Source organism: Paracoccus haeundaensis, from assembly GCF_006239215.1.
Taxonomy (GTDB): domain Bacteria; phylum Pseudomonadota; class Alphaproteobacteria; order Rhodobacterales; family Rhodobacteraceae; genus Paracoccus; species Paracoccus marcusii.
On record NZ_VDDC01000002.1, the window covers coordinates 49,128 to 68,881 of the forward strand.

A 19,754-nucleotide genomic window follows, 5' to 3' on the forward strand; every position below is an offset into this window, starting at 1 on the left:
TGACCGTGAAAGGGTGAAAAAACAGTTAACTAGCGGCAAGGGGAATGTAATCGACCAGATCGCCCGCCGGCATGGCCGGATCATGCGGCGGACGAACCAGCAGCGCATTCGCCTGCGCCATCAGCGCCAGCCGTGCCGAATCCTGATCCGCAAAGGGCGCGATCAGGGGTAGGTCCTCGCCCGCAGCCAATGTCGCCCGCAGGTAGTGCTGACGGGGTCCTTCAGCCGGCAAGTCGTGGGCCAGCCTTGCCTTGCGCAACGGCGCATCCGCCAGAAGCCCCTGCATCGCGCGGATCAGAGGTTGCATGAACAGAACCGCGCAAACCATTGCCGAAACGGGATTTCCTGGTAGGCCCAGCATGGCGCCTTCCGCCATCCGGCCCGCCATCAGCGGCTTTCCGGGACGCAGCGCAACCTTGTAGAAGGCCTGTTCGATACCGTGTTCCTGCGCGATCTTGCCGATCAGGTCATGGTCGCCGACCGAGGCGCCGCCGATGGTGACCAGCAGATCCGCGTCCGCCGCCGCGCGAAAACTGTCACGCAGGCTGTCCTCGGTGTCGCGGGCGATCGGCAGGATGTGCGGCTTGCCGCCAGCATCACGGACCATGGCCGCAATGGCCAGGTCGTTCGAGCTGATGATCTGACCCTCCGCAGGGTCCGTGCCGGGGGGAACCAATTCATCGCCGCCCGCCAGGATGGCGACGCGGGGGCGCGCGGCGACCGTGACATTGTCAACGTTCATCGCGGCCAGCAGACCGATATGGGCCGCGCCCAAGATGATCCCCGGCGCGACGGTATCGCCTTGTGCAAAGTCGTTGCCGCGCGCCCGGATGTTGCTGCCCCCGGATCGGGTCACAACGCGGATCACGTCGCCGTCGCGGTCTACGTTCTCTTGCAGTTCGACATGGTCAAAGCCTTGCGGCACGGGTGCGCCGGTGAAGATGCGGATGGCGGTGCCCGGGCGGGCAGTGCCGCCCCACGGATGGCCTGCCGCGCTGGTGCCGATCACGGTCAGGGCGTCGTCCAGATCGACCGCCCGCATCGCATAGCCGTCCATCGCGGATGCGTCGAAGGGTGGCTGGGTCAGCCGGGACACGGCGGGCTGCAACAGAGCGCGGCCATGGGCGTCGGCCAGGGACACAATCTCGGGGCGCGGCGGGTTGGCAAGGGCCAGAACGCGTTCAAGGGCCTCGGCGACCGAGATCATCGCGGCGCCTCGTAGGGGCCGGACTTGCCGCCATCCTTGCGCAGCAGGCGGATGTCCTGAATTTCCATCGACTTCTGCGCCGCCTTCAGCATGTCGTATACGGTCAGGCAGGCGGTGGTGACGGCGGTCAGCGCCTCCATCTCGACCCCGGTGCGGCCGGTGGTGCGGACGGTCGCGGTGACGCGGATACCGGGCAGGTCTGGATCGGCCACAAGGTCGACCGCGACCTTGGCCAGCGCCAGCGGATGGCACAGCGGGATCAGATCGGCAGTACGCTTTGCGCCCATGATGCCCGCCAGGCGCGCCACGCCCAGCACGTCGCCCTTGGCCGCGCCCCCCTGCGCCAGGGATAGCGTTTCCGGTGTCATGATCACGCAGCCCGTGGCCACGGCTTCACGCGCTGTTTCGGACTTGGCCGAGATGTCGACCATATGCGCCTGACCGGCGGCGTCGAAATGGGTCAGGGTCATGCGGCGACGTCCAGGATGGCGCGGGTGGCGGCGGTCACGTCGGCCTGACGCATCAGGCTTTCCCCGATCAGGAAGCGCCGCGCGCCGGTCTGCATCATCGCGCCCAGGTCCGCCTGGGTGAACAGTCCGCTTTCGCAGACCAACTGGCGGTCGTCGGGGATGCGCGGTGCAAGGTCGCGCGTCACATCAAGTGTGACGTCGAAGGTCTTGAGATTACGGTTGTTCACGCCGATCAACGGCGATTTCAGGCGCAGGGCGCGGTCCAGTTCGGGCGCGTCATGCACCTCGATCAGGACATCCATGCCCCAGCCCATCGCCGCATCCTCCAGATCGCGGGCCTGGGTGTCGTCGACCGAGGCCATGATGATCAGGATGCAATCCGCGCCCCAGGCCCTGGCCTCTGTCACCTGATAGGTGTCGTAGAGGAAATCCTTGCGCAGCGCCGGCAGGTCGCATGCGGCGCGCGCGGCCGTCAGAAACGCGGGCGCGCCCTGAAAGCTGGGGCCGTCGGTCAGCACCGACAGGCAGGCCGCGCCGCCCGCCTGATAGGCACGGGCCAGCGACGGCGGATCGAAATCGGGCCGGATCAGGCCCTTGGACGGGCTGGCCTTCTTGATCTCGGCGATCAGGGCGGGGCCGCTAGCTGCGGCCCGGTCCAGCGCGCGGGCAAAGCCGCGGGGGGCGTCGGCCGCACGGGCCTGCGCGTCGAGGTCGGCCAGCGGACGCGCGGCCTTGGCGGCGGCGATCTCTTCCAGCTTGTAGGCCTTGATCTTGTCCAGAATATCCATGCCCCCGTTCTATCCCCACCGCGCGGGCGGGGAAAGGGGGCGCGGCGGTCAGCCGGTCCAGTCGATGGGCGCACGCCCCTGGTCCGTCAACCAGTCGTTGATGCGGCTGAAGGGCCGCGATCCAAAGAACCCGCGCCGGGCCGACAGGGGCGAGGGATGGGCCGTGGCGATCACCAGATCCTGCGCGCGCGGCAGGCCTGCCACCGCTTTGCGCGCATGATTGCCCCACAGCAGGAAGGCCAGCGGACCGTGCGACTGCGCCTCGGCAACGGCCTGTCGGGCCAGCCGTTCCCAACCCCAGCCCGCATGGGCTCCTGCCTGTCCCGGCATGACCGACAGTGCGGTGTTCAGCAGCAGCACGCCCTGACGCGCCCAATGCGACAGATCACCCGTGGCGGGCGCATCGCCCAGATCGTCGCGCAGTTCGGCAAAGATATTGCGCAGAGACCGGGGCAGCGGCGTGTCGGGCGTGACCGAGAATGCCAACCCGTTCGCATGGCCCGGTGTCGGATAGGGATCCTGACCCAGGATCACGACGCGCACATCCCGCGGCGATGTCGCCTGCAGGGCCGCGAAGATCCGATCAGGCCCGGGCAGGAACGCCGTGTCCGCCAGCCGGTCGCGGATCGCCGGCCAGTCGTCCCGAAAGAACGGCAGATGCGCCCAGTCCGACGGGGGCGTCACGATTCGGGTGCGCCGGTGACCTGCGCCAGCGCCACCAGCCGCGCCTTTGCCGCGCCGCTGTCCAGCGATTCGGCGGCCATCCGGGCCCCGTCGCGCAGGTCGGAAACCCGCCCCGCGATCAGCAGCGCAGCGGCCGCGTTCAGCAGGACCGCGTCGCGATAGGCGCCCCGTTCGCCGTCCAGCAGGGCCCGGAAGGCCGCGGCATTGTGCGACGGCTCTCCGCCCACGATCGCGGCGAAGGGGTGACGGGAAAGGCCCGCATCCTCGGGGGCGATGGTGAATTCGGTGATCTGGCCGTCCTGCAGCGCGGCCACGTGGCTGTCCTCGGCGATCGACAATTCGTCCGTGCCGTCGCCGCCATGCACCAGCCAAGCCGATGTCGACCCCAGGTCGCGCAGCACCTCGGCCATGGGTCGCAGCCAGTCGGCACTGAACGCACCGGTCAGCTGGCGGCGGACCCCGGCCGGATTGGTCAGCGGTCCCAATAGGTTGAAGACGGTGCGCGTGCCCAGTTCGGTCCGGGGCGGGCCGACATGGCGCATCGCCGGGTGGTGCATCGGCGCCATCATGAAGCAGATGCCCGCCTGGTCCAGCGCGCGCTGCGCCACGGCGGGGCCGCCCAGCACGTTGATGCCCATCTGGGTCAGCGCATCGGCCGCCCCGGATTTCGACGACAGGTTGCGGTTGCCGTGCTTGGCCACGGGCACACCGGCCCCCGCCACGACAAAGGCCGTCGCGGTCGAGATGTTCAGCGTCCCCTTGCCGTCGCCGCCGGTGCCCACGATGTCCATCGCGCCGTCAGGTGCGGTGACGCGGTTCATGCGGGCGCGCATGGCGCGGGCGGCGGCTGCGATCTCGTCCACGGTTTCGCCGCGCACGCGCAAGGCCATCAGCAGGCCGCCGATCTGGGCGGGGGTCGCCGCACCGTCGAACAGCGCAGAGAACGCGGCCTCGGCCTCGGATCCCGTCAGGGGGCGTTCGGCGGCAAGGCCGATCAGGGGTCGGATGTCCGTCATGCGGCGTCCTTGCGGACGGTGCAGCGGTCCAGGAAGTTGCGGATCATCTCGTGTCCGAACTGCGAGGCGATGGATTCGGGATGGAACTGCACGCCCTCGATCGGCAGGTCGGAATGGATCAGGCCCATGATCGTGCCGTCGTCCGACGTCGCGGTGACGCGCAGGCAATTCGGCAGGGTCTCGGGCTCGACGGTCAGCGAATGATAGCGGGTGGCGTTCAGCGGCGATTGCAGCCCCGAAAAGACGCCTGTGCCGTCATGGCTGATCGCGTCGACCTTGCCATGTAGGATGCGGTTGGCGCGCACGACGCGACCGCCGAACGCCTCTCCGATCGCCTGGTGGCCCAGGCAGACCCCAAACAGCGGCACGGCGCGGTCCGCAGCCGCGCGGATCAGGTCCAGGCAGATCCCGGCCTGCGCCGGATCGCACGGCCCCGGAGAGATCACGATCCCGTCCGGCGCCATCGCCAGGGCCTCGTCCACGGTGATCTGGTCGTTGCGGCGCACGACGACCTCTGCCCCGGCCTCGCCCATGTAATGGACAAGGTTCCAGGTGAAGCTGTCGTAATTGTCGATCAGAAGGATCATCGATGCACCTTGCGGCCAGAAGAAGGGGGGCGGTTTCCCCCGGAAAAAGCGTCCGCTATAGATGGGCCAAAGCGCCACCGGGGGTCAAGACCGGGCGGACGCACAGCACGGACGGGGCAGGGATGGCACGGGGATTTCTGGCGGGGGCGGCGACGGGCGGGCTGGTTGGGGTCCTGGCGCTGGCCGGGCTGTCGCTGGCGGTGCCGCTGGCGCCGCCGGGGCGCGGCGCGCTGTCGATCGGCATGCCGATCGGGTCCGAATTCGGAAGCGGGGGCGACGTCTCGCCGACCTTGCCCGCGCCCAGTGCGGCCAGCCTGCGCGATGCGGCCACGCCCGCCGCGGTGCCCGCACCCCAGGATGAACCGGCCCCCGTGACGAATGATACGATGCGCCCCAGCCTGCAGCCCACGGACCGGATGCCTGCGCAACCCGCGCCCGACATGGCCGCCGATGCGCCAGGCCTGACCCTGCGCGGCGATACGCCGGTGACGGTAACCGGCCCCGCGCCTCAGCCCGCGATCCGCGCGGCGCAGGACGGGTTGCCGCGGATCGCGCCGTCCGACGACGCGCCCATGGACCGGGCGCCCGCGATGCCCGCGCCGGCGCTGGACCTGTCGCTGCCGCCGGACCTGACCGACCTTCGCAGAATGGAACGAGACTGACATGCGCCCGCTGAACCCCGCCCTTGCCGCGACCTTTGCCCCCCCGGTGATGGAGGCGCGCCGCTGGCTGAGCGGCGTCAGCTTCTCCGTCGACCGACCCCTGATCAATGTCAGCCAGGCCGCACCCGTCGATCCGCCGCCCGAAGGGCTGCGCCGGGCCATCGCCGAGGCGGCCCTGCACCGACCCGAGGCGCATCTGTACGGCCCCGTCCTGGGCAACAGCGATCTGCGCGATGCCGTGGCGGCGCAGTTTTCCGCCGCCTATGAGGGTGCGCTGACGGGGGCCAACGTCGCGATCACCCAAGGGTGCAACCAGGCGTTCTGCGCGGTCATGGCGACGCTGGCCGGGCCGGGCGATCAGGTGATCGTGCCGACGCCTTGGTACTTCAATCACAAGATGTGGCTGGACATGGCGGGCGTCGCCACAGTCCCGCTGCCCTGCGGGGCCGACATGCTGCCCGACCCCGATCACGCGGCCGCGTTGATCACGCCCGCCACGCGGGCGATCGTGCTGGTCACACCGAACAACCCGTCGGGCGCGGAATACCCGGCCGATCTGGTGGGGCGGTTCTTCGATCTGGCGCAGGCGCACGGGATCGCGCTGGTGGTCGACGAGACCTATCGCGATTTCGACAGCCGCGACGGGGCACCGCACGACCTGCTGACCCGGCCTGACTGGGACGGGACGCTGATCCAGCTCTACAGCTTTTCCAAGGCCTATCGCCTGACCGGGCATCGTGTCGGCGCCATCGTCGCCGGCATCGAGCGGCTGCAGCAGGTCGAAAAGTTCCTGGACACCGTGGCCATCTCTCCGTCGCAATTGGGTCAGATCGGCGCGGTCTGGGGGATGGAGCACCTGCAGGACTGGCTGGCCGGAGAGCGGGCCGAGATCCTGGCGCGCCGCGCCGCCGCCGCGGCTGCCCTTGGCGCCTTGCCCGGCTGGCGGTTGAAAAGCGCGGGGGCGTATTTCGCATGGGTCGAACACCCGTTCGCCGAAGGCTCGGCCGATCTGGCGCGGCGGATGGTGCGGGACGCAGGCGTCCTGGCGCTGCCCGGAACGATGTTCACGCCCGAGGGCGACGCCACGGGGCCGCGCCACCTGCGCATTGCGTTTGCCAATGTCGACGCGGACGGAATCGCGGCGCTGGCGGACCGGCTGGCCGGCCTTTCGGCCTGATCCACTTGTGGCTGACCCGCCCGCGCCCTAAAGACGGGCGGGACACGACCACGAGGAAGGCCGCGCCATGTCACAGCTGCGTACCAAGGGCAAATCGACCATCGTCTGGATCCTGATGGGTCTGATGGTGCTGGGGCTGGGAGGCTTTGGCATCACCAGCTTTTCGGGCGGCACGACCGAGATCGGATCGGTCGGCGACACCAAGATCACGGCCGACGACTATGCCCGCGCCCTGCAATCGGAAATGCGCGCCTTTTCCCAGCAGACCGGCCAGCAGATCACCATGCAGCAGGCGCAGCAGATGGGGCTGGCGCAGTCGGTGCAGGCCAACCTGATCGCGGCGGCCGCGCTGGCGGAACAGGCGCGCGCCATCGGCGTGTCGGTGGGCGATGCGCAGGTCGCGCAGACGATCATGCAGGCGGGTGCGTTCCAGGGCCCGAACGGGTCGTTCGACCGTGCCGCCTATGCCGAGGTGCTGCGCCGCGAGAACCTGACCGAGGCCGATTTCGAGGCGACCGTGCGCGACGACGAGGCGCGCCTGCTTTTGCAGCGCGCCGTCGTGGGCGGCGTGACCGCGCCGGCGCCGATGGTTGACCAGACCGCCCGCTGGCTGCTGGAGACGCGCGATTTCAGCTGGCGCGAACTGACCGAGGACGAGTTGCCCGCGCCCGTGGCCGAGCCCGACGACGCGACGCTGCGCGCCTGGCATGCGGCCAATGGCGACCGCTTCACCGCGCCCGAGACGCGCGCGATCACCTATGCCTGGGTGACGCCCGACATGCTGTCCTCCGAGGTGCAGCTGGACGAAGCCGCGCTGCGCGACACCTATCAGCTGAACATCGACCAGTTCCAGCGCCCCGCGCGCCGGATGGTCAGCCGCCTGGTCTTCCCCGACGAGGCGCAGGCGCAGGCCGCCCGCGAGCAGATCGACGCCAACACCGCGCCGTTCGAATCCTTCGTCCTGCAGCGCGGACTGACTCTGGACGACGTCGATCTGGGCGAGGTGACCGAGGCGCAGCTGGGTTCGGCGGCCGAGGCCGTGTTCGCGCTGGACCAGCCGGGAGTCGTGGGTCCGCTGCAGACCGATCTGGGCCCTGCGCTGTTTTCGGTGAACGCGATCCTGGACCCCGTCGACATTCCCTTCGAGGAAGCGCGCGAAGGCCTGCGCGGAGAGGCGGCGCTGTCCGCTGCCGCGCGCCAGATCCAAGACCGCATCGCGGATCTGGAGGATGCGCTGGCAAGCGGCGCGACGCTGGAGGAGCTGGCCGAGGATACCGAGCTGGAACTGGGCCAGATCGACTGGACTGCCGACGCGGTGCCGGCCGAGGGCAGCATCGCCGGATACGAGGCGTTCCGCGAACGTGCTGCCCAGATGGAAAGCACCGATTTCCCCGAACTGGCCGAACTGGCGGATGGCGGCGTCTTCGCGATGCGCCTGGACGAGATCGTGCCCCCGACCCTGCGCCCCTTTGAGGAGGTCCGCGACGAGGTTCTGGCCGATTGGCGCCGCGCCGAGGTCCAGCGCCAGCTGCTGGAACTGGCCGCCGATCTGAGCCTGGCCGAGGTCGCCCAGACCGAAGCGACCCCGGACGAGGCGCAGGCCGACGACGCCTCCGCCTGGACGACCGAAACCGGCCTGGCGCGCAGCGACTGGATGGACGGACTGCCCCCGCAGCTGCTGTCGCAGGCCTTTGCCGTGACCGAACCCGGTCAGGCCGAGGTCGTCGATGCGGGCGACCGGGTGTTCGTCGTGCGGCTTGACCAGATCAACGATGCCGACCTGTCCCAGCCCGATGCGGCGCAGGTGCTGGACGGGGTGCGGTCGCGTCTGGATCAGTCGCTGCAGGTCGACCTGTTCGACTATTACGCCCGCTATGCGCAGCGCCAGTCCGCGGTCGAATTGAACCAGTCCGCGATCAACGCCATCAACGCCCAGGTCCAGTGATGCAGCTGACGCCGGAATTTCCGCAGTTCGAGGCCGAATGGGCCGCAGGTCGCAACCAGCTGGTGACCATCCGGCTGGCCGCGGACCTGGACACCCCGGTCAGCCTGATGCTGAAGCTGGCCGAGGCCGCACCGCAGAGCTTCATGCTGGAATCGGTCACGGGCGGAGAGCTGCGCGGCCGCTATTCGATCGTCGGCATGAAGCCCGACCTGGTCTGGGAATGCCGCGACGGTCGGGCGCGGATCAACCGGCAGGCGCGGTTCTCTCAGGACTTCGAGGATGATCCCCGCCCGGCGCTGGACAGCCTTCGGGCCCTGATCGCGGAAAGCCGGATCGACGCGATGCCCGAGGGCGTGCCGCCGGTCGCGGCGGGCCTGTTCGGCTATCTGGGCTATGACATGATCCGGCTGGTTGAAGATCTGCCGGATGTGAACCCCGATCCGCTGGACCTGCCGGACGCGATGATGATGCGCCCTTCGGTCGTGGCCGTGCTAGACGGCGTGAAGGGAGAGGTGACCCTGTGCGCCCCGGCTTGGCATGACGGCACCGACAACGCGCGCGCTGCCTACGCGCGCGCCGCGGAACGGGTCATGGACGCGCTGCGCTCGCTTGACCGGCAGCCGTCAGAGCCGCGGGTGATGGGCGACGACACGCAGATCGGCGCGCCGGTGTCCAATTTCGCCAAGCCCGATTATCTGGCCGCGATCGAGACCGCCAAGGATTACATCCGCGCGGGCGACATCTTTCAGGTCGTTCCCAGCCAGCGGTGGCGGATGGACTTTCCGCTGCCGCCCTTTGCGCTTTACCGCAGCCTGCGGCGGACCAACCCGTCGCCCTTCATGTTCTTCCTGAACATGGGCGGGTTCCAGATCGTCGGTGCAAGCCCCGAGATCCTGGTCCGCCTGCGCGACGGAGAGGTGACGATCCGCCCCATCGCCGGAACGCGGCCCCGCGGCGTGGATGAGGCGCAGGATCGTGCGCTGGAGGCCGATCTTCTGTCCGACCAGAAGGAATTGGCTGAACACCTGATGCTGTTGGATCTGGGCCGCAACGACGTGGGTCGCGTGGCCAAACCCGGCACCGTCCGCCCGACCGAGCAGTTCGTGATCGAACGGTATAGCCACGTCATGCACATCGTGTCCAACGTTGTCGGAGAGTTGCGGGAGGGCGAGGACGCGCTGTCCGCGCTGTTGGCGGGCCTGCCGGCCGGAACTGTGTCGGGCGCGCCCAAGGTTCGCGCGATGCAGATCATCGACGAGCTGGAGCCTGAAAAGCGGGGCGTCTATGGCGGGGCAGTCGGCTATTTCGCGGCCAATGGCGAGATGGACATGTGCATCGCGCTGCGCACCGGCGTGGTCAAGGACAAGGCGCTGTATATTCAGGCTGGCGGGGGCGTCGTCTACGACAGCGACCCCGAAGCGGAGTTCGAGGAAACGGTCAACAAAAGCCGTGCCTTGCAGCGCGCCGCAGAAGGCGCGTCGCGGTTCGTCCGCGGAAACAGCTGAGCGCAACGAAAAACGGCGGCCAAAGGGCCGCCGTTCTTTCGTCAGGATCGCGGATTAGTTAGCGGGTGCGGTCTCGGTCGTCGTGCCGTCGGCCGGTTCCGTTGCCATTGTGTCCGCCGGCTCTGTCGCCATCGTGTCGGCGGGTTCAGCCATACCATCGGCGGGTTCGGCCGCCATATCACCTGCAGGTTCGGTCGCCATCGTGTCGGCAGGCGGAGTCGCGGTGCCGGTAGCCATCGGGTCCGCGGCAGGGGCGGCTGCCGGGTTAGCGGCCGGGTCGCTCATCATGTCGCCAGCCGGGGCCTCTTGATCGCGGAACACATATTCGGGTGCGGCTTCGGCCTCTTCCCGCGTCAGATCGCTGGTGATCTCCTGCGCGTCCGAGTTGATGGTCAGGTCGGCCCACGGCAGGGCGATTTGCTTCTGGCCGATGCCAAGGAAACCACCCACGCCGATGATCGCGGCCTTCATCTCGCCGGTGTCGCCATCGACGATCAGATCGCTGATCGAGCCGATGTCAGTGCCATCAGGCGACGTCACGCTGGCGCCGGTGATCCAGTCGATGCGCCATTCGTTTTCAGCCTGCTGAACCTCGACCTTTTCCGCGGCGGATGCGGCGGCGGCGGCTTCATCGGCGTCTTCGGTGGCCATGTCATCCGTGGCCATGTCACCCGTCGCCATATCGCCGGTTCCGGCGTCAGTCATGGGGGCGGTTTCGGCAGGCTCCATCGCGGGATCGGCAGCGGGTGCCGTATCCTGCGCGAATGCCGCGCCAAGGGTCAGAGGCAGAGCAAGGGTGGTGGTCAAAAGCAGCTTACGCATGTCTTTGGTCTCCTGTGTGTGCCTTGCGGGTTGCTTGGGCAGCCCGCCATTGGGTGCTTAATGCACCGGCATCACGTCAGGTTCCCGCCCTGTCGGTGACAGAAATGTCAGGGGTTCGCCAAGCCCCTGATATCGTTTCAGTCTTCGCCGCGGAAAGGTTGCACGTACTGCAATGCCATGTCCCATGGGAAGAAGATCCAGGTGTCCTGGCTGACCTCGGTCACATAGCTGGCGACCATCGGCTTGCCCTTGGGCTTGGCATAGACGGTGGCCAGATGTGCCTTGGGATACATCTCGCGGATCAGTTCCAGCGTGCGTCCCGAATCAACCAGGTCGTCCACGACCAGGATGCCCTCGCCGTCGCCCATCAGTTCGGGGTCGGGGCGCTTGAGCACCTCCAGCTGGCCCTGGCCCGCTTCCGTGCCGACGCCCTTGTAGGAGCGGATCGAGATCGTGTCGATGGTCCGGATGTCCAGTTCCCGCGCGACGATCATCGCGGGGACAAGCCCGCCGCGCGTCACGGCGACCACGGCCCGCCATTCGGTGCCGTCCATGCGCCATGCCAGGGCGCGCGCGTCGCGGTGCAGCTGGTCCCAGCTGACATGGAAGCCTTTTTCGTGCGGCAGGCGGTCGTTCATCGTTGTCTCCTTCACGGGCGCAGGACCAGGGACAGGCCGAGGGCGGCGATCGCCAGCCCGGCCCCCCGGTCGATCCAGAATTTCAGGGCCGCATAGCGCCGCCGCAACAGCGGCAGGGCCATCAGGCTGGCCAGTGCGGTATAGAAGAACAGCTCGACCGACAAGGCCACGGCATAGATGGCGCCCTTGTCGGCGACACTCAGCGCGGCGGGGAAGATCGACAGCAGCACGGCGGAGTAGAACAGCGCCGGTTTCGGGTTCGACAGGTTCAGTGCCATGCCGGACCACAGGCTCATCCCGCCCGCCGCGGCGTCGGGCATCGGGTCGCGGGCATGGATCCACATCAGGATGCCGATGCGGATCAGATAGGCCCCGCCCAACAGTTTCAGCAGGATAAGGGTCCAGGGGGCGACGCGGAACAGGGCTGTCAGTCCCAGCAGCGCGACCAGGCACCAGACCGACGCGCCGATCGCCAAGCCCCACCCATAGGTCAGCGCGCGTCTGCGCCCCAGGGCAAAGGCGCCTTGGCTGACGGCGATCACGCCGGGTCCGGGTGACAGGATCGCGGCCGACAGCGTGGCCACGAAGATGCCCATCTGTTCGGCCGTGATCTGGATCATCGGGGCAGCGTGTCCGTCAGTCCTTCTTGACGGTCGCGATGTCGGGGGCGTCGACGGCCTTCATGCCCACGACGTGATATCCGGCATCGACGTGATGCGTCTCGCCGGTCACGCCGGCACCAAGGCGCGACAGAAGGTACAGGGCGGAATTGCCGACATCCTCCTGCGTGACATTGCGACGCAGCGGAGAGTTCAGTTCGTTCCACTTCATGATGTAGCGGAAGTCGCCGATGCCGCTGGCGGCCAGCGTCTTGATCGGACCGGCGCTGATCGCGTTGACGCGGATGTTGTCCTTGCCGAAATCCTCGGCCAGATAGCGGACGGAGGCCTCCAGCGCGGCCTTGGCGACGCCCATCACGTTGTAATGCGGCATGACGCGTTCGGCGCCGTAATAGGTCAGCGTCAGCATCGACCCGCCATCCTTCATCATCGCGGCCGCGCGGCGCGCGACGGCGGTGAAGGAATAGACCGAAATATCCATCGTCATCAGGAAGTTTTCGCGTGTCGTCTCGGCATAGCGGCCGCGCAGCTGGTCCTTGTCCGAAAAGCCGATGGCATGAACGACGAAGTCCAGCCCGTCCCATTTCGCGCCCAGATCCGCGAACAGGGTATCGATCGATGCCTCGTTCGACACGTCGCAGGGCAGCACCGTGTCCGACCCCAGCTGCGCCGCCAGCGGATCGACGCGCTTCTTCAGCGCATCGCCCTGATAGCTGAACGCCAGTTCCGCACCCTCGGCCGCCAAGGCCTTGGCGATGCCCCAGGCAATCGACTTGTCGTTGGCCAATCCCATGATGAGACCGCGCTTGCCGGCCATCAGGCCGGGCCTCTGCTCGCTTGACATGTCCTGTCCCTCACGCTTTCAACCGTTTCAAAGGTGATTAGGGCAAGTGTCCTGTCGCAGCAAGCACAAGGAATGCGCGATGAGTGATCGGACCGGAATCTTTGCGGGCGACGACCCGTTCGACATTGCCCGCGCCTGGCTGGAAGAGGCGCGGGCGTCCGAGCCCAACGACCCGAATGCCATCGCGCTGGCCAGCGTCGATGCTGACGGGCTGCCGGATGTGCGGATGGTCCTGCTCAAGGATATCGACGGGCAGGGGCTGGACGGATCCTTCGTCTTCTATACGAATTATGACAGCGCCAAGGGCCGCCAGATCGAGGCCTCGGGCAAGGCGGCCTTCGTGATGCACTGGAAATCGCTGCACCGGCAGATCCGCGTGCGCGGCACCGTCACCCGAGAGGACGGACTCCAGGCCGACGCCTATTACGACAGCCGCGCGCTGCAGAGCAGGTTGGGGGCTTGGGCCTCGCGCCAGTCGCAGCCGCTGGATGCCCGCGCGACGCTGGTGGCCGAGGCCGCCAAGGCCGGGCTGCGCCACGGTCCGCGCCCCGCGCGGCCGCCGTTCTGGGGCGGCTATCGCATCATTCCGTCACATCTGGAATTTTGGGCAGACGGCGCGTTTCGCCTGCACGACCGGTTCCAGTGGACCCGCGACGCGGATGCCGGATGGTCGGTCGAACGGCTCTATCCATGACCTGCCGCGATATGTCGTCGCAGGAACGGAACCAACTTATGTTAACCTCGTTGGCATAGTCTCGCCTCTAAGCCACTGTTGTGTTGTAGTCAGTGGAGGGGGTCATTACTGTCCTAGGACAATCGGCTAGCGTGAATACGGAAATGCGATGACAGAAGACGGCAGCCTCAAGCTGGTGACAGGGTTGGTCAAGTGGTTTGACCCCTCGAAGGGCTATGGCTTCATTCTGGACGAAAACGGCGGCAGCGATATTCTGTTGCACGGCAACGTGTTGCGCAATTTCGGACGCAGTTCCGTCGCCGATCAGTCACGCGTGCAGGTGCTGGTGCAGCATACCAGCCGCGGCGTGCAGGCCGCAGAGGTCGTTTCGGTCGAGCCACCCGCCACCGACGGACAGGCCCCCATCGCCGACCTCGACATCGACATCATCGAGAACCTCGACAGCCTGCCGCTGCGTCCGGCGCGCGTGAAATGGTTCGACAAATCCAAGGGCTTCGGGTTCGCCAACATCTTCGGTTACTCCGAGGATGTCTTCATCCATATCGAGGTCCTGCGCCATTCCGGTTTTGCAGACCTTGCCATCGGGGAGGCGCTTTGCCTGCGCATCGTCGAGGGCCCCCGTGGCCTCATGGCAGCACAGATCGCGGCATGGGATGCGGCGCAGACGGCCCATGACGAAAAGGCGCAGGCCGAATCGCTTCACAACTCGCTTCCCCATGTTGCGGAGTAGCCTTGCCGTCGCCCTGCTGCTGGCGCTGGCCGCGCCGCTTGCGGCCCAACCCGTCGTCCCGGCAGCCGATGCACAATGCAGGCCGGATGCTGCGCTGATTCGCACGGCTGGCGATACGGCTCTGTCCTTTCAGATAGAGGTTGCCGACACACCCGAATCACGGGCCCAGGGCCTGATGTTCCGCAGCGACCTGCCTGCGGGGCAGGGGATGCTGTTCGTCTATTCCGAACCCCAGCCGGTCAGCTTCTGGATGCGGAACACGCTGATCCCGCTTGACCTGATCTTCTTCGACGAAACCGGCGTGATCCGTCATATTCACCGCAACGCTCGCCCCTTGGACGAAACGCCGATCCCCGGCGCCGCCGTCGGCGATCCGCGGCCGGATCGCCTGATGGTCCTGGAAATCGCAGGAGGCGAGGCGGCAAGGCTGGGCCTTACCACCGGCCAGCAACTGGCTCATCCCGCGCTGGATCGCACTACCGCAGCGTGGCCATGCCGCTAGGGCTTTCCACCGCCGCGCCCTTGCGCTAAAGCGCGGGTGTCGGGGCGTAGCGCAGCCTGGTAGCGCGACGGTTTTGGGAACCGTAGGCCGTAGGTTCGAATCCTATCGCCCCGACCACTGAATACCGCGATTCTTATGATGTGTTGCGCGCCCGCTTACGCGGTATTCTCTTGATTTTTGTTCAGAACCTATCGCGATCAAACGATCATCTGCTCAGTGCCAAGGCGTTGGCATCGATCATTTCGTCCCAAAGCGTGGCGAACATCGCATCGGGAGCGGTGCTTCGGCCATGCATCAGCGGATAGGCAAGAAAGTGCGGTCGTTCGGTGTCGGGCCGGGTGGAGGCGAAATAGCGTTCCGCCAGCCCGCACAGAACGTCGTCCGGCTTGACCGCCGCCATCATCTCCTGATGAAAGAACGGCGTGCGGCAGAAGACGATCTTGCGCCAGTAACGTGCCAACTCTGTCAACAGCGAGCGAAAGAACGAGTCGCCAAAGATCATTAGGGTCCGAGGCGTTACCGATTTCGGGGACGATATCAGGTGCATGATTCCCATGTTCCCGGCCTGAACCCCATTGGCAGCCGAGGCGATCCGGGGGTGTGCCATCGGCGAACGCCTGATCTCGCTGATTTTCGGCGTGCATTGTATACCCAGGTCCCCTACGTATTCTCTGTCCGGACCCATGCTGGATGTAAGATCAGCCAGAACCTTGCTTGCATCGATATGCAAAGTTCGTTCAGCCACGTCGGCGGCCAGATGCATGTTCGCGACGGGAGTGTAGTGACTGTCAGTCATGCTCAGCCGATCATTCCGCCCGAACAGATGGTCGATCGGATAGACCAGATCGTTGGGCCGCGCTTCAGATGGCATCGAGCGTTCGAATATCGATCGATACCCGAGCCCTGCCGTGACGGCGTTCAGAACGATCGGATCGGGAAACACCCATTGGGAATAGGTGCAGCCGTTCTCATCCGCCCACTGCTTCCGCGTGCGATGATTGCGTCTGAAAATCTCGATGCGCTCCTCCGGCACCGTGGAACTGCCGCGTTCGAACATTTGCGCGACCCCGTGATTTCCGCCGACAAGCACAAGCCGCCCGTCCTCCAGGCGACGTATATTGGGCGGCACCGTCACGTCGGGTTGCGCAATCATCGGGATGTGTCCTTTTCGACTGTCATGCCCCTCTCAGTACCGTTCCGCAGCCTGACGTTTCAAGTTGTGACAGAACCGCATGGCGGGCCGCACCGCGACGCCCAACTAAGCCCGTGCTGAGGCATCGGGTGGCAGCCGCGGTTCTTCCGCGGTCAGGACATGGAAAAGGGGCCGCGTGGGCCCCTTGTTTTCGGCGATCTTTCCGGCGTTATGCAGCCTTCTGGGCGTCCAGTTCGCTGACGACGGGACGGGTGCCGTCTTCGCGGGCATAGTATCCGTACATCTGATCCAGTGCGGCATCGGCCTGCTGGCTGCGCTTGCGGTCCGCGATGCTCAGCGGCTTCTGGGTCTGGTTCGACATTGTCATTCTCCGATCAGGGCGTTTCCTCCCGTGATCGTCAGATATTGACTGCCCAGTCAAAATGAAACCGCCCTGACGCAAGGTCAGGGCGGGTGCAGGGCAGCCATGCAATGCGGACAACTCAGCCGATGCGCAGCATCCGATGCTTTTTCTTGCCGACCGAGATCTTGATGCCGCGCTCCAGTGCGGCCTGGTCCAAGGGCATCTGCGGATCGGTGACAGGCGCGTTGTCGGCGCGCAGGCCGCCTTCGGCTACCAGACGCTTGACCTCCTTGCCGCTGGCGGCGATGCCCGACTGGACCAGGGCCTGCGCGATGGTCACGCCTTGCGCCTGATCGGCGGGCAGCACCACGATCTCCAGATCGCCGCCCGCGCCGCCGTCCTGAAAGACGCTGCGCGCGGTCGCCTCGGCACTGGCGGCGGCATCGGCGCCATGCAACAGGGTCGTCACTTCGTTGGCCAGACGGACCTTGGCCTCGTTGATCTCGGACCCCTGCAGCGCGCCCATGCGGTCGCATTCGTCCACCGGCAGTTCGGTGTACAGCTTCAGGAACCGGCCCACATCGGCATCGGTGGTGTTGCGCCAGAACTGCCAGAACTCATAAGGCGACAGCATGTCCGCCGACAGCCAGGTCGCACCGCCAGCCGACTTGCCCATCTTGCGCCCGTCGCTGGTCGTCAGCAGCGGAGAGGTCAGGCCCCAGACCTGCCGGTCGTCCACCCGCCGCGTCAGGTCGATGCCGTTGACGATGTTGCCCCACTGGTCCGACCCGCCCATCTGCAGCACGCAGCCGTGGCGGCGGTTCAGCTCCAGGAAGTCGTAGGCCTGCAGGATCATGTAGTTGAATTCCAGGAAGCTCAGCGACTGTTCCCGGTCCAGCCGGGACTTGACCGATTCGAAGGACAGCATCCGGTTCACGCTGAAATGCCGGCCGATGTCGCGCAGGAAGGTCAGGTAGTTCAGGCCGTCCAGCCATTCGGCGTTGTTCAGCATCACCGCCCCGTCGGGGCCGTAATCCAGATAGCGGGCGAAGACCCGGCCCATCCCGTCGATATTGGCCTGGATCGCGGCATCGTCCAGAAGCGGGCGTTCGTCGCTGCGGAAGGACGGATCGCCGACCTTGGTCGTGCCGCCGCCCATCAGGGTCAGGGGCTTGTTGCCGGTCTTCTGGAACCAGCGCAGCATCATGATGTTCAGCAGGTGCCCGACATGCAGGCTGGCCGCCGTCGCGTCATAGCCGATATAGGCCGTGATCGGTCCCGCCAGCAGCGCCTGATCCAGCCCGGCGTAATCCGTGCAGTCGGCCAGATAGCCGCGTTCGGACATGATGCGCAGGAAGTCGGATTTGGGCTGATATGTCATGGGCTTCATCCTTGTGTATCCGCGCGATATACAGGCAGGAGCAGCGAAGGAAAAGCGATGATCCGGGCTTTGGGAATGATGTCGGGCACGTCGCTGGACGGTGTCGACGCGGCGATGATCGAAACCGACGGGGTGCGGATCGGCGGCTTTGGGGACAGCGCCTTTCGTGCGTTCGGCGACAACGAATCGGCCGTGCTTCATGCGGGGCTGGGCCTGTGGCCCGACGCGCCGGAGGTGGCAGAGCTGGCGCAGCTGGTCCAGGCGGCCCATTCCGATCTGGCACGGCAGTTTCCAGATGCGCAGCTGATCGGGTTTCACGGCCAGACGCTGGCCCACGATCCGCGCGGGCGCGGCACGCATCAGGCGGGTGACGGCGCGGCGCTGGCGCGCATGACGGATCGCCCCGTGGTCTGGGATTTCCGGTCCGAGGATGTGCGTCAGGGAGGCGAGGGCGCGCCTTTGGTGCCGTTCTTTCATTGGGCCTGCGCGAACTGGGCCGTGGGGCAGGGGCGCCTGCCCGCGGCCCCCGTGGCGTTCCTGAACCTGGGCGGCGTCGGCAACATCAGCTGGGTGGACCCCACGGCCCCCGCACCCGAGACCGCCGGTGCCTGCGTCGCCTTCGACACGGGGCCTGCGAACGCGCCCTTGAACGACCTGATGCGCCGGCGCCGCCGTCAGTCGCGGGACGAAGGCGGCGCACTGGCGGCCAGCGGCACCGCCGATCAGGACATCGTCGCGGCGTTCCTGGATGATCCGTGGTTCCGGCGACCCGCCCCTAAATCCTTGGATCGCGATCAGTTCGCTGGCCTGACCCGCGCGGTTGCCCCGCTGTCCGATTCCGATGCGGCGGCGACGATGGTGTCGGCACTGGCCGGATCTGTTGCGGCAGGCATGGCGTGGCTGCCCGCGATGCCTGCGCAGGTTCTTATCTGCGGCGGGGGGCGCCACAATGCGGCCATCATGGATGCGCTGGCAGCAGCGTTGCCCGTGCCCGTCCGGCCGGTCGAGGCGATCGGTCTGAACGGCGACATGCTGGAGGCGCAGGCCTTCGGCTGGCTGGCGGTGCGCGTGCTGCGGGGGCTGCCCATATCGGGGCCGATGACCACGGGCGTTCCGGCACCGGTCTGCGGCGGACGGATCAGTCACCCACGATCACGTGACTAGATCAGACAAATGTTTAGGGAACGGTCTTCGAAATGCCCGCGTTGATGCCGTGAAGATGACGAAAAGACGTCATCGAAACAAAGAATTAATGCGGAGATCTAGAATGAAAACCCTCATGATGACGACGGCTGCGGCTCTGGCATTTGCGGCTCCGGTGTTCGCACAGGACGCGGCGACGCCCCCGGCCACCGACGCCATGCCGGCCGAGACGATGCCCGCAGAGACCATGCCCGCAGAGACCATGCCCGCAGAGACCATGCCGGCGGATGCCATGCCCGCCGAGACGATGCCCGCCGACGAGATGGCAACCGACATGAGCGACATGGAAGTGACGCTGTCGGCCGAGAATCCCGGCATCACCGCATCGTGGCTGCAGGGCCGCGCGATCTATACGACCAACCAGCCGTCGACCACTGAATGGACCGACGCAACGGGCGATGCGGTTCCGGGTGACTGGAACGAGATCGCGACTGTGTCCGACATCGTGATGTCGCCGGACGGTCAGGTCATGGGCTACATCGCCGACATCGGCGGCTTCCTGGGCATGGGCACGCACACCGTGCTGCTGGACCGCGATGTCCTGAACATGGCGATGTTCGGCGACGACACGGTTCTGGCGACCAACTACAGCCAGGAAGAACTGGAGGCGCTGCCGGAATTCGACATGGAAACCGTCCGCGACTGATCCTACCCGGTTTGTTTACAAGTTGCTTGGTTCATCGGGGCGCCCATCGGGCGCCCCTTTCGCGTTCTTTGCACCGTCATTTCAAAGATTTGCCCGAATGTGGCAAAATTCGTTCAACGCGCCCTTGACGCCGCGCG

22 protein-coding genes and 1 tRNA gene are annotated in these 19,754 nt (G+C 66.6%); 10 read left to right on the forward strand and 13 right to left on the reverse strand.

Features of this window, described 5'->3' with window-relative positions; genetic code table 11:
* Positions 1-25: 25 nt before the first annotated feature.
* The 6 genes from FHD67_RS01375 to FHD67_RS01400 are packed head-to-tail and all read right to left on the reverse strand — an operon-like array spanning position 26 to position 4,752.
* Entirely contained in the window at positions 26-1,207 is a 1,182-nt protein-coding gene (locus FHD67_RS01375) for a molybdopterin molybdotransferase MoeA (protein ID WP_139597580.1), read from the reverse strand.
* Positions 1,204-1,677 (reverse strand): cyclic pyranopterin monophosphate synthase MoaC, encoded by a 474-nt coding sequence (gene moaC / locus FHD67_RS01380; protein ID WP_045980825.1) that lies wholly within the window; start codon positions 1,675-1,677, stop codon positions 1,204-1,206. Before moaC ends, FHD67_RS01375 begins: the two co-directional genes overlap by 4 nt.
* Positions 1,674-2,465 carry an indole-3-glycerol phosphate synthase TrpC gene (gene trpC, locus FHD67_RS01385; protein WP_139597581.1) on the reverse strand — a complete coding sequence of 264 codons (792 nt, stop codon included), beginning with the start codon at positions 2,463-2,465 and terminating at the stop codon, positions 1,674-1,676. The genes moaC and trpC overlap by 4 nt, the downstream gene beginning before the upstream one ends.
* Positions 2,466-2,513: 48 nt before the next feature.
* Positions 2,514-3,149 (reverse strand): uracil-DNA glycosylase, encoded by a 636-nt coding sequence (locus tag FHD67_RS01390; protein ID WP_139597582.1) that lies wholly within the window; start codon positions 3,147-3,149, stop codon positions 2,514-2,516.
* Positions 3,146-4,165 carry an anthranilate phosphoribosyltransferase gene (gene trpD, locus FHD67_RS01395; protein WP_127898391.1) on the reverse strand — a complete coding sequence of 340 codons (1,020 nt, stop codon included), beginning with the start codon at positions 4,163-4,165 and terminating at the stop codon, positions 3,146-3,148. The genes FHD67_RS01390 and trpD overlap by 4 nt, the downstream gene beginning before the upstream one ends.
* Positions 4,162-4,752: an anthranilate synthase component II gene (locus tag FHD67_RS01400; protein ID WP_045980829.1), complete on the reverse strand. Its 591-nt coding sequence runs from the start codon at positions 4,750-4,752 to the stop codon at positions 4,162-4,164. Before FHD67_RS01400 ends, trpD begins: the two co-directional genes overlap by 4 nt.
* Before the next feature lie 122 nt (positions 4,753-4,874).
* On the opposite strand from FHD67_RS01400, the gene FHD67_RS01405 reads away from it, so the two are divergent.
* From FHD67_RS01405 to trpE, 4 genes are all read left to right on the forward strand, one after another.
* Positions 4,875-5,414, forward strand: coding sequence for a hypothetical protein (locus FHD67_RS01405; protein WP_139597583.1), 540 nt, complete (start codon positions 4,875-4,877; stop codon positions 5,412-5,414).
* A 1-nt stretch (position 5,415) separates the two neighbouring features.
* Positions 5,416-6,591: an aminotransferase gene (locus FHD67_RS01410; protein WP_139597584.1), complete on the forward strand. Its 1,176-nt coding sequence runs from the start codon at positions 5,416-5,418 to the stop codon at positions 6,589-6,591.
* A gap of 67 nt (positions 6,592-6,658) precedes the next feature.
* Entirely contained in the window at positions 6,659-8,536 is a 1,878-nt protein-coding gene (locus FHD67_RS01415) for a peptidylprolyl isomerase (protein WP_045999292.1), read from the forward strand.
* Positions 8,536-10,041 (forward strand): anthranilate synthase component I, encoded by a 1,506-nt coding sequence (gene trpE, locus FHD67_RS01420; RefSeq protein WP_139597585.1) that lies wholly within the window; start codon positions 8,536-8,538, stop codon positions 10,039-10,041. The genes FHD67_RS01415 and trpE overlap by 1 nt, the downstream gene beginning before the upstream one ends.
* Before the next feature lie 54 nt (positions 10,042-10,095).
* Here the strand turns inward: trpE and FHD67_RS01425 are convergent, their stop codons facing one another.
* The 4 genes from FHD67_RS01425 to fabI form a co-directional block, all read right to left on the reverse strand.
* The gene (locus FHD67_RS01425) at positions 10,096-10,692 is read right to left on the reverse strand and encodes a PRC-barrel domain-containing protein (RefSeq protein WP_176695017.1); all 597 of its coding nucleotides are present in this window, start codon (positions 10,690-10,692) and stop codon (positions 10,096-10,098) included.
* A gap of 308 nt (positions 10,693-11,000) precedes the next feature.
* Complete coding sequence (gene gpt / locus FHD67_RS01430; RefSeq protein WP_045980835.1) at positions 11,001-11,501, reverse strand: xanthine phosphoribosyltransferase; 501 nt, start codon at positions 11,499-11,501, stop codon at positions 11,001-11,003.
* An 11-nt stretch (positions 11,502-11,512) separates the two neighbouring features.
* Complete coding sequence (locus tag FHD67_RS01435; RefSeq protein ID WP_206692642.1) at positions 11,513-12,121, reverse strand: LysE family translocator; 609 nt, start codon at positions 12,119-12,121, stop codon at positions 11,513-11,515.
* Positions 12,122-12,137: 16 nt separating this feature from the next.
* Positions 12,138-12,965 (reverse strand): enoyl-ACP reductase FabI, encoded by an 828-nt coding sequence (fabI, locus tag FHD67_RS01440; protein WP_139597587.1) that lies wholly within the window; start codon positions 12,963-12,965, stop codon positions 12,138-12,140.
* A 79-nt stretch (positions 12,966-13,044) separates the two neighbouring features.
* Here fabI and pdxH point away from each other — a divergent pair, with 79 nt between their 5' ends.
* The 4 genes from pdxH (at position 13,045) to FHD67_RS01460 (ending at position 15,008) form a co-directional block, all read left to right on the forward strand.
* On the forward strand, positions 13,045-13,659 hold the full coding sequence (pdxH, locus tag FHD67_RS01445) for a pyridoxamine 5'-phosphate oxidase (RefSeq protein WP_139597588.1): 615 nt from the start codon (positions 13,045-13,047) through the stop codon (positions 13,657-13,659).
* A gap of 148 nt (positions 13,660-13,807) precedes the next feature.
* Positions 13,808-14,389 carry a cold-shock protein gene (locus FHD67_RS01450; RefSeq protein ID WP_045999287.1) on the forward strand — a complete coding sequence of 194 codons (582 nt, stop codon included), beginning with the start codon at positions 13,808-13,810 and terminating at the stop codon, positions 14,387-14,389.
* Positions 14,331-14,891, forward strand: coding sequence for a DUF192 domain-containing protein (locus tag FHD67_RS01455; RefSeq protein WP_246071188.1), 561 nt, complete (start codon positions 14,331-14,333; stop codon positions 14,889-14,891). Before FHD67_RS01450 ends, FHD67_RS01455 begins: the two co-directional genes overlap by 59 nt.
* Before the next feature lie 40 nt (positions 14,892-14,931).
* Positions 14,932-15,008, forward strand: a tRNA-Pro gene (locus FHD67_RS01460).
* Between the two features lie 88 nt (positions 15,009-15,096).
* Here the strand turns inward: FHD67_RS01460 and FHD67_RS01465 are convergent.
* The 3 genes from FHD67_RS01465 to tyrS all read right to left on the reverse strand — a co-directional run bounded on the left by FHD67_RS01465 (position 15,097) and on the right by tyrS (position 17,768).
* Positions 15,097-16,044 carry an alginate O-acetyltransferase AlgX-related protein gene (locus FHD67_RS01465; RefSeq protein WP_139597590.1) on the reverse strand — a complete coding sequence of 316 codons (948 nt, stop codon included), beginning with the start codon at positions 16,042-16,044 and terminating at the stop codon, positions 15,097-15,099.
* A gap of 208 nt (positions 16,045-16,252) precedes the next feature.
* Positions 16,253-16,405: a hypothetical protein gene (locus FHD67_RS20320; RefSeq protein ID WP_157001283.1), complete on the reverse strand. Its 153-nt coding sequence runs from the start codon at positions 16,403-16,405 to the stop codon at positions 16,253-16,255.
* A gap of 121 nt (positions 16,406-16,526) precedes the next feature.
* Positions 16,527-17,768: a tyrosine--tRNA ligase gene (gene tyrS, locus FHD67_RS01470; RefSeq protein WP_139597591.1), complete on the reverse strand. Its 1,242-nt coding sequence runs from the start codon at positions 17,766-17,768 to the stop codon at positions 16,527-16,529.
* A 57-nt stretch (positions 17,769-17,825) separates the two neighbouring features.
* On the opposite strand from tyrS, the gene FHD67_RS01475 reads away from it, so the two are divergent.
* Together FHD67_RS01475 and FHD67_RS01480 are read left to right on the forward strand one after the other, a co-directional pair.
* Positions 17,826-18,932 carry an anhydro-N-acetylmuramic acid kinase gene (locus tag FHD67_RS01475; protein WP_139597592.1) on the forward strand — a complete coding sequence of 369 codons (1,107 nt, stop codon included), beginning with the start codon at positions 17,826-17,828 and terminating at the stop codon, positions 18,930-18,932.
* 115 nt (positions 18,933-19,047) lie between these two features.
* Positions 19,048-19,617, forward strand: a complete 570-nt coding sequence (locus FHD67_RS01480) for a PRC-barrel domain-containing protein (RefSeq protein ID WP_139597593.1) — start codon at positions 19,048-19,050, stop codon at positions 19,615-19,617.
* Positions 19,618-19,754 lie beyond the last annotated feature (137 nt).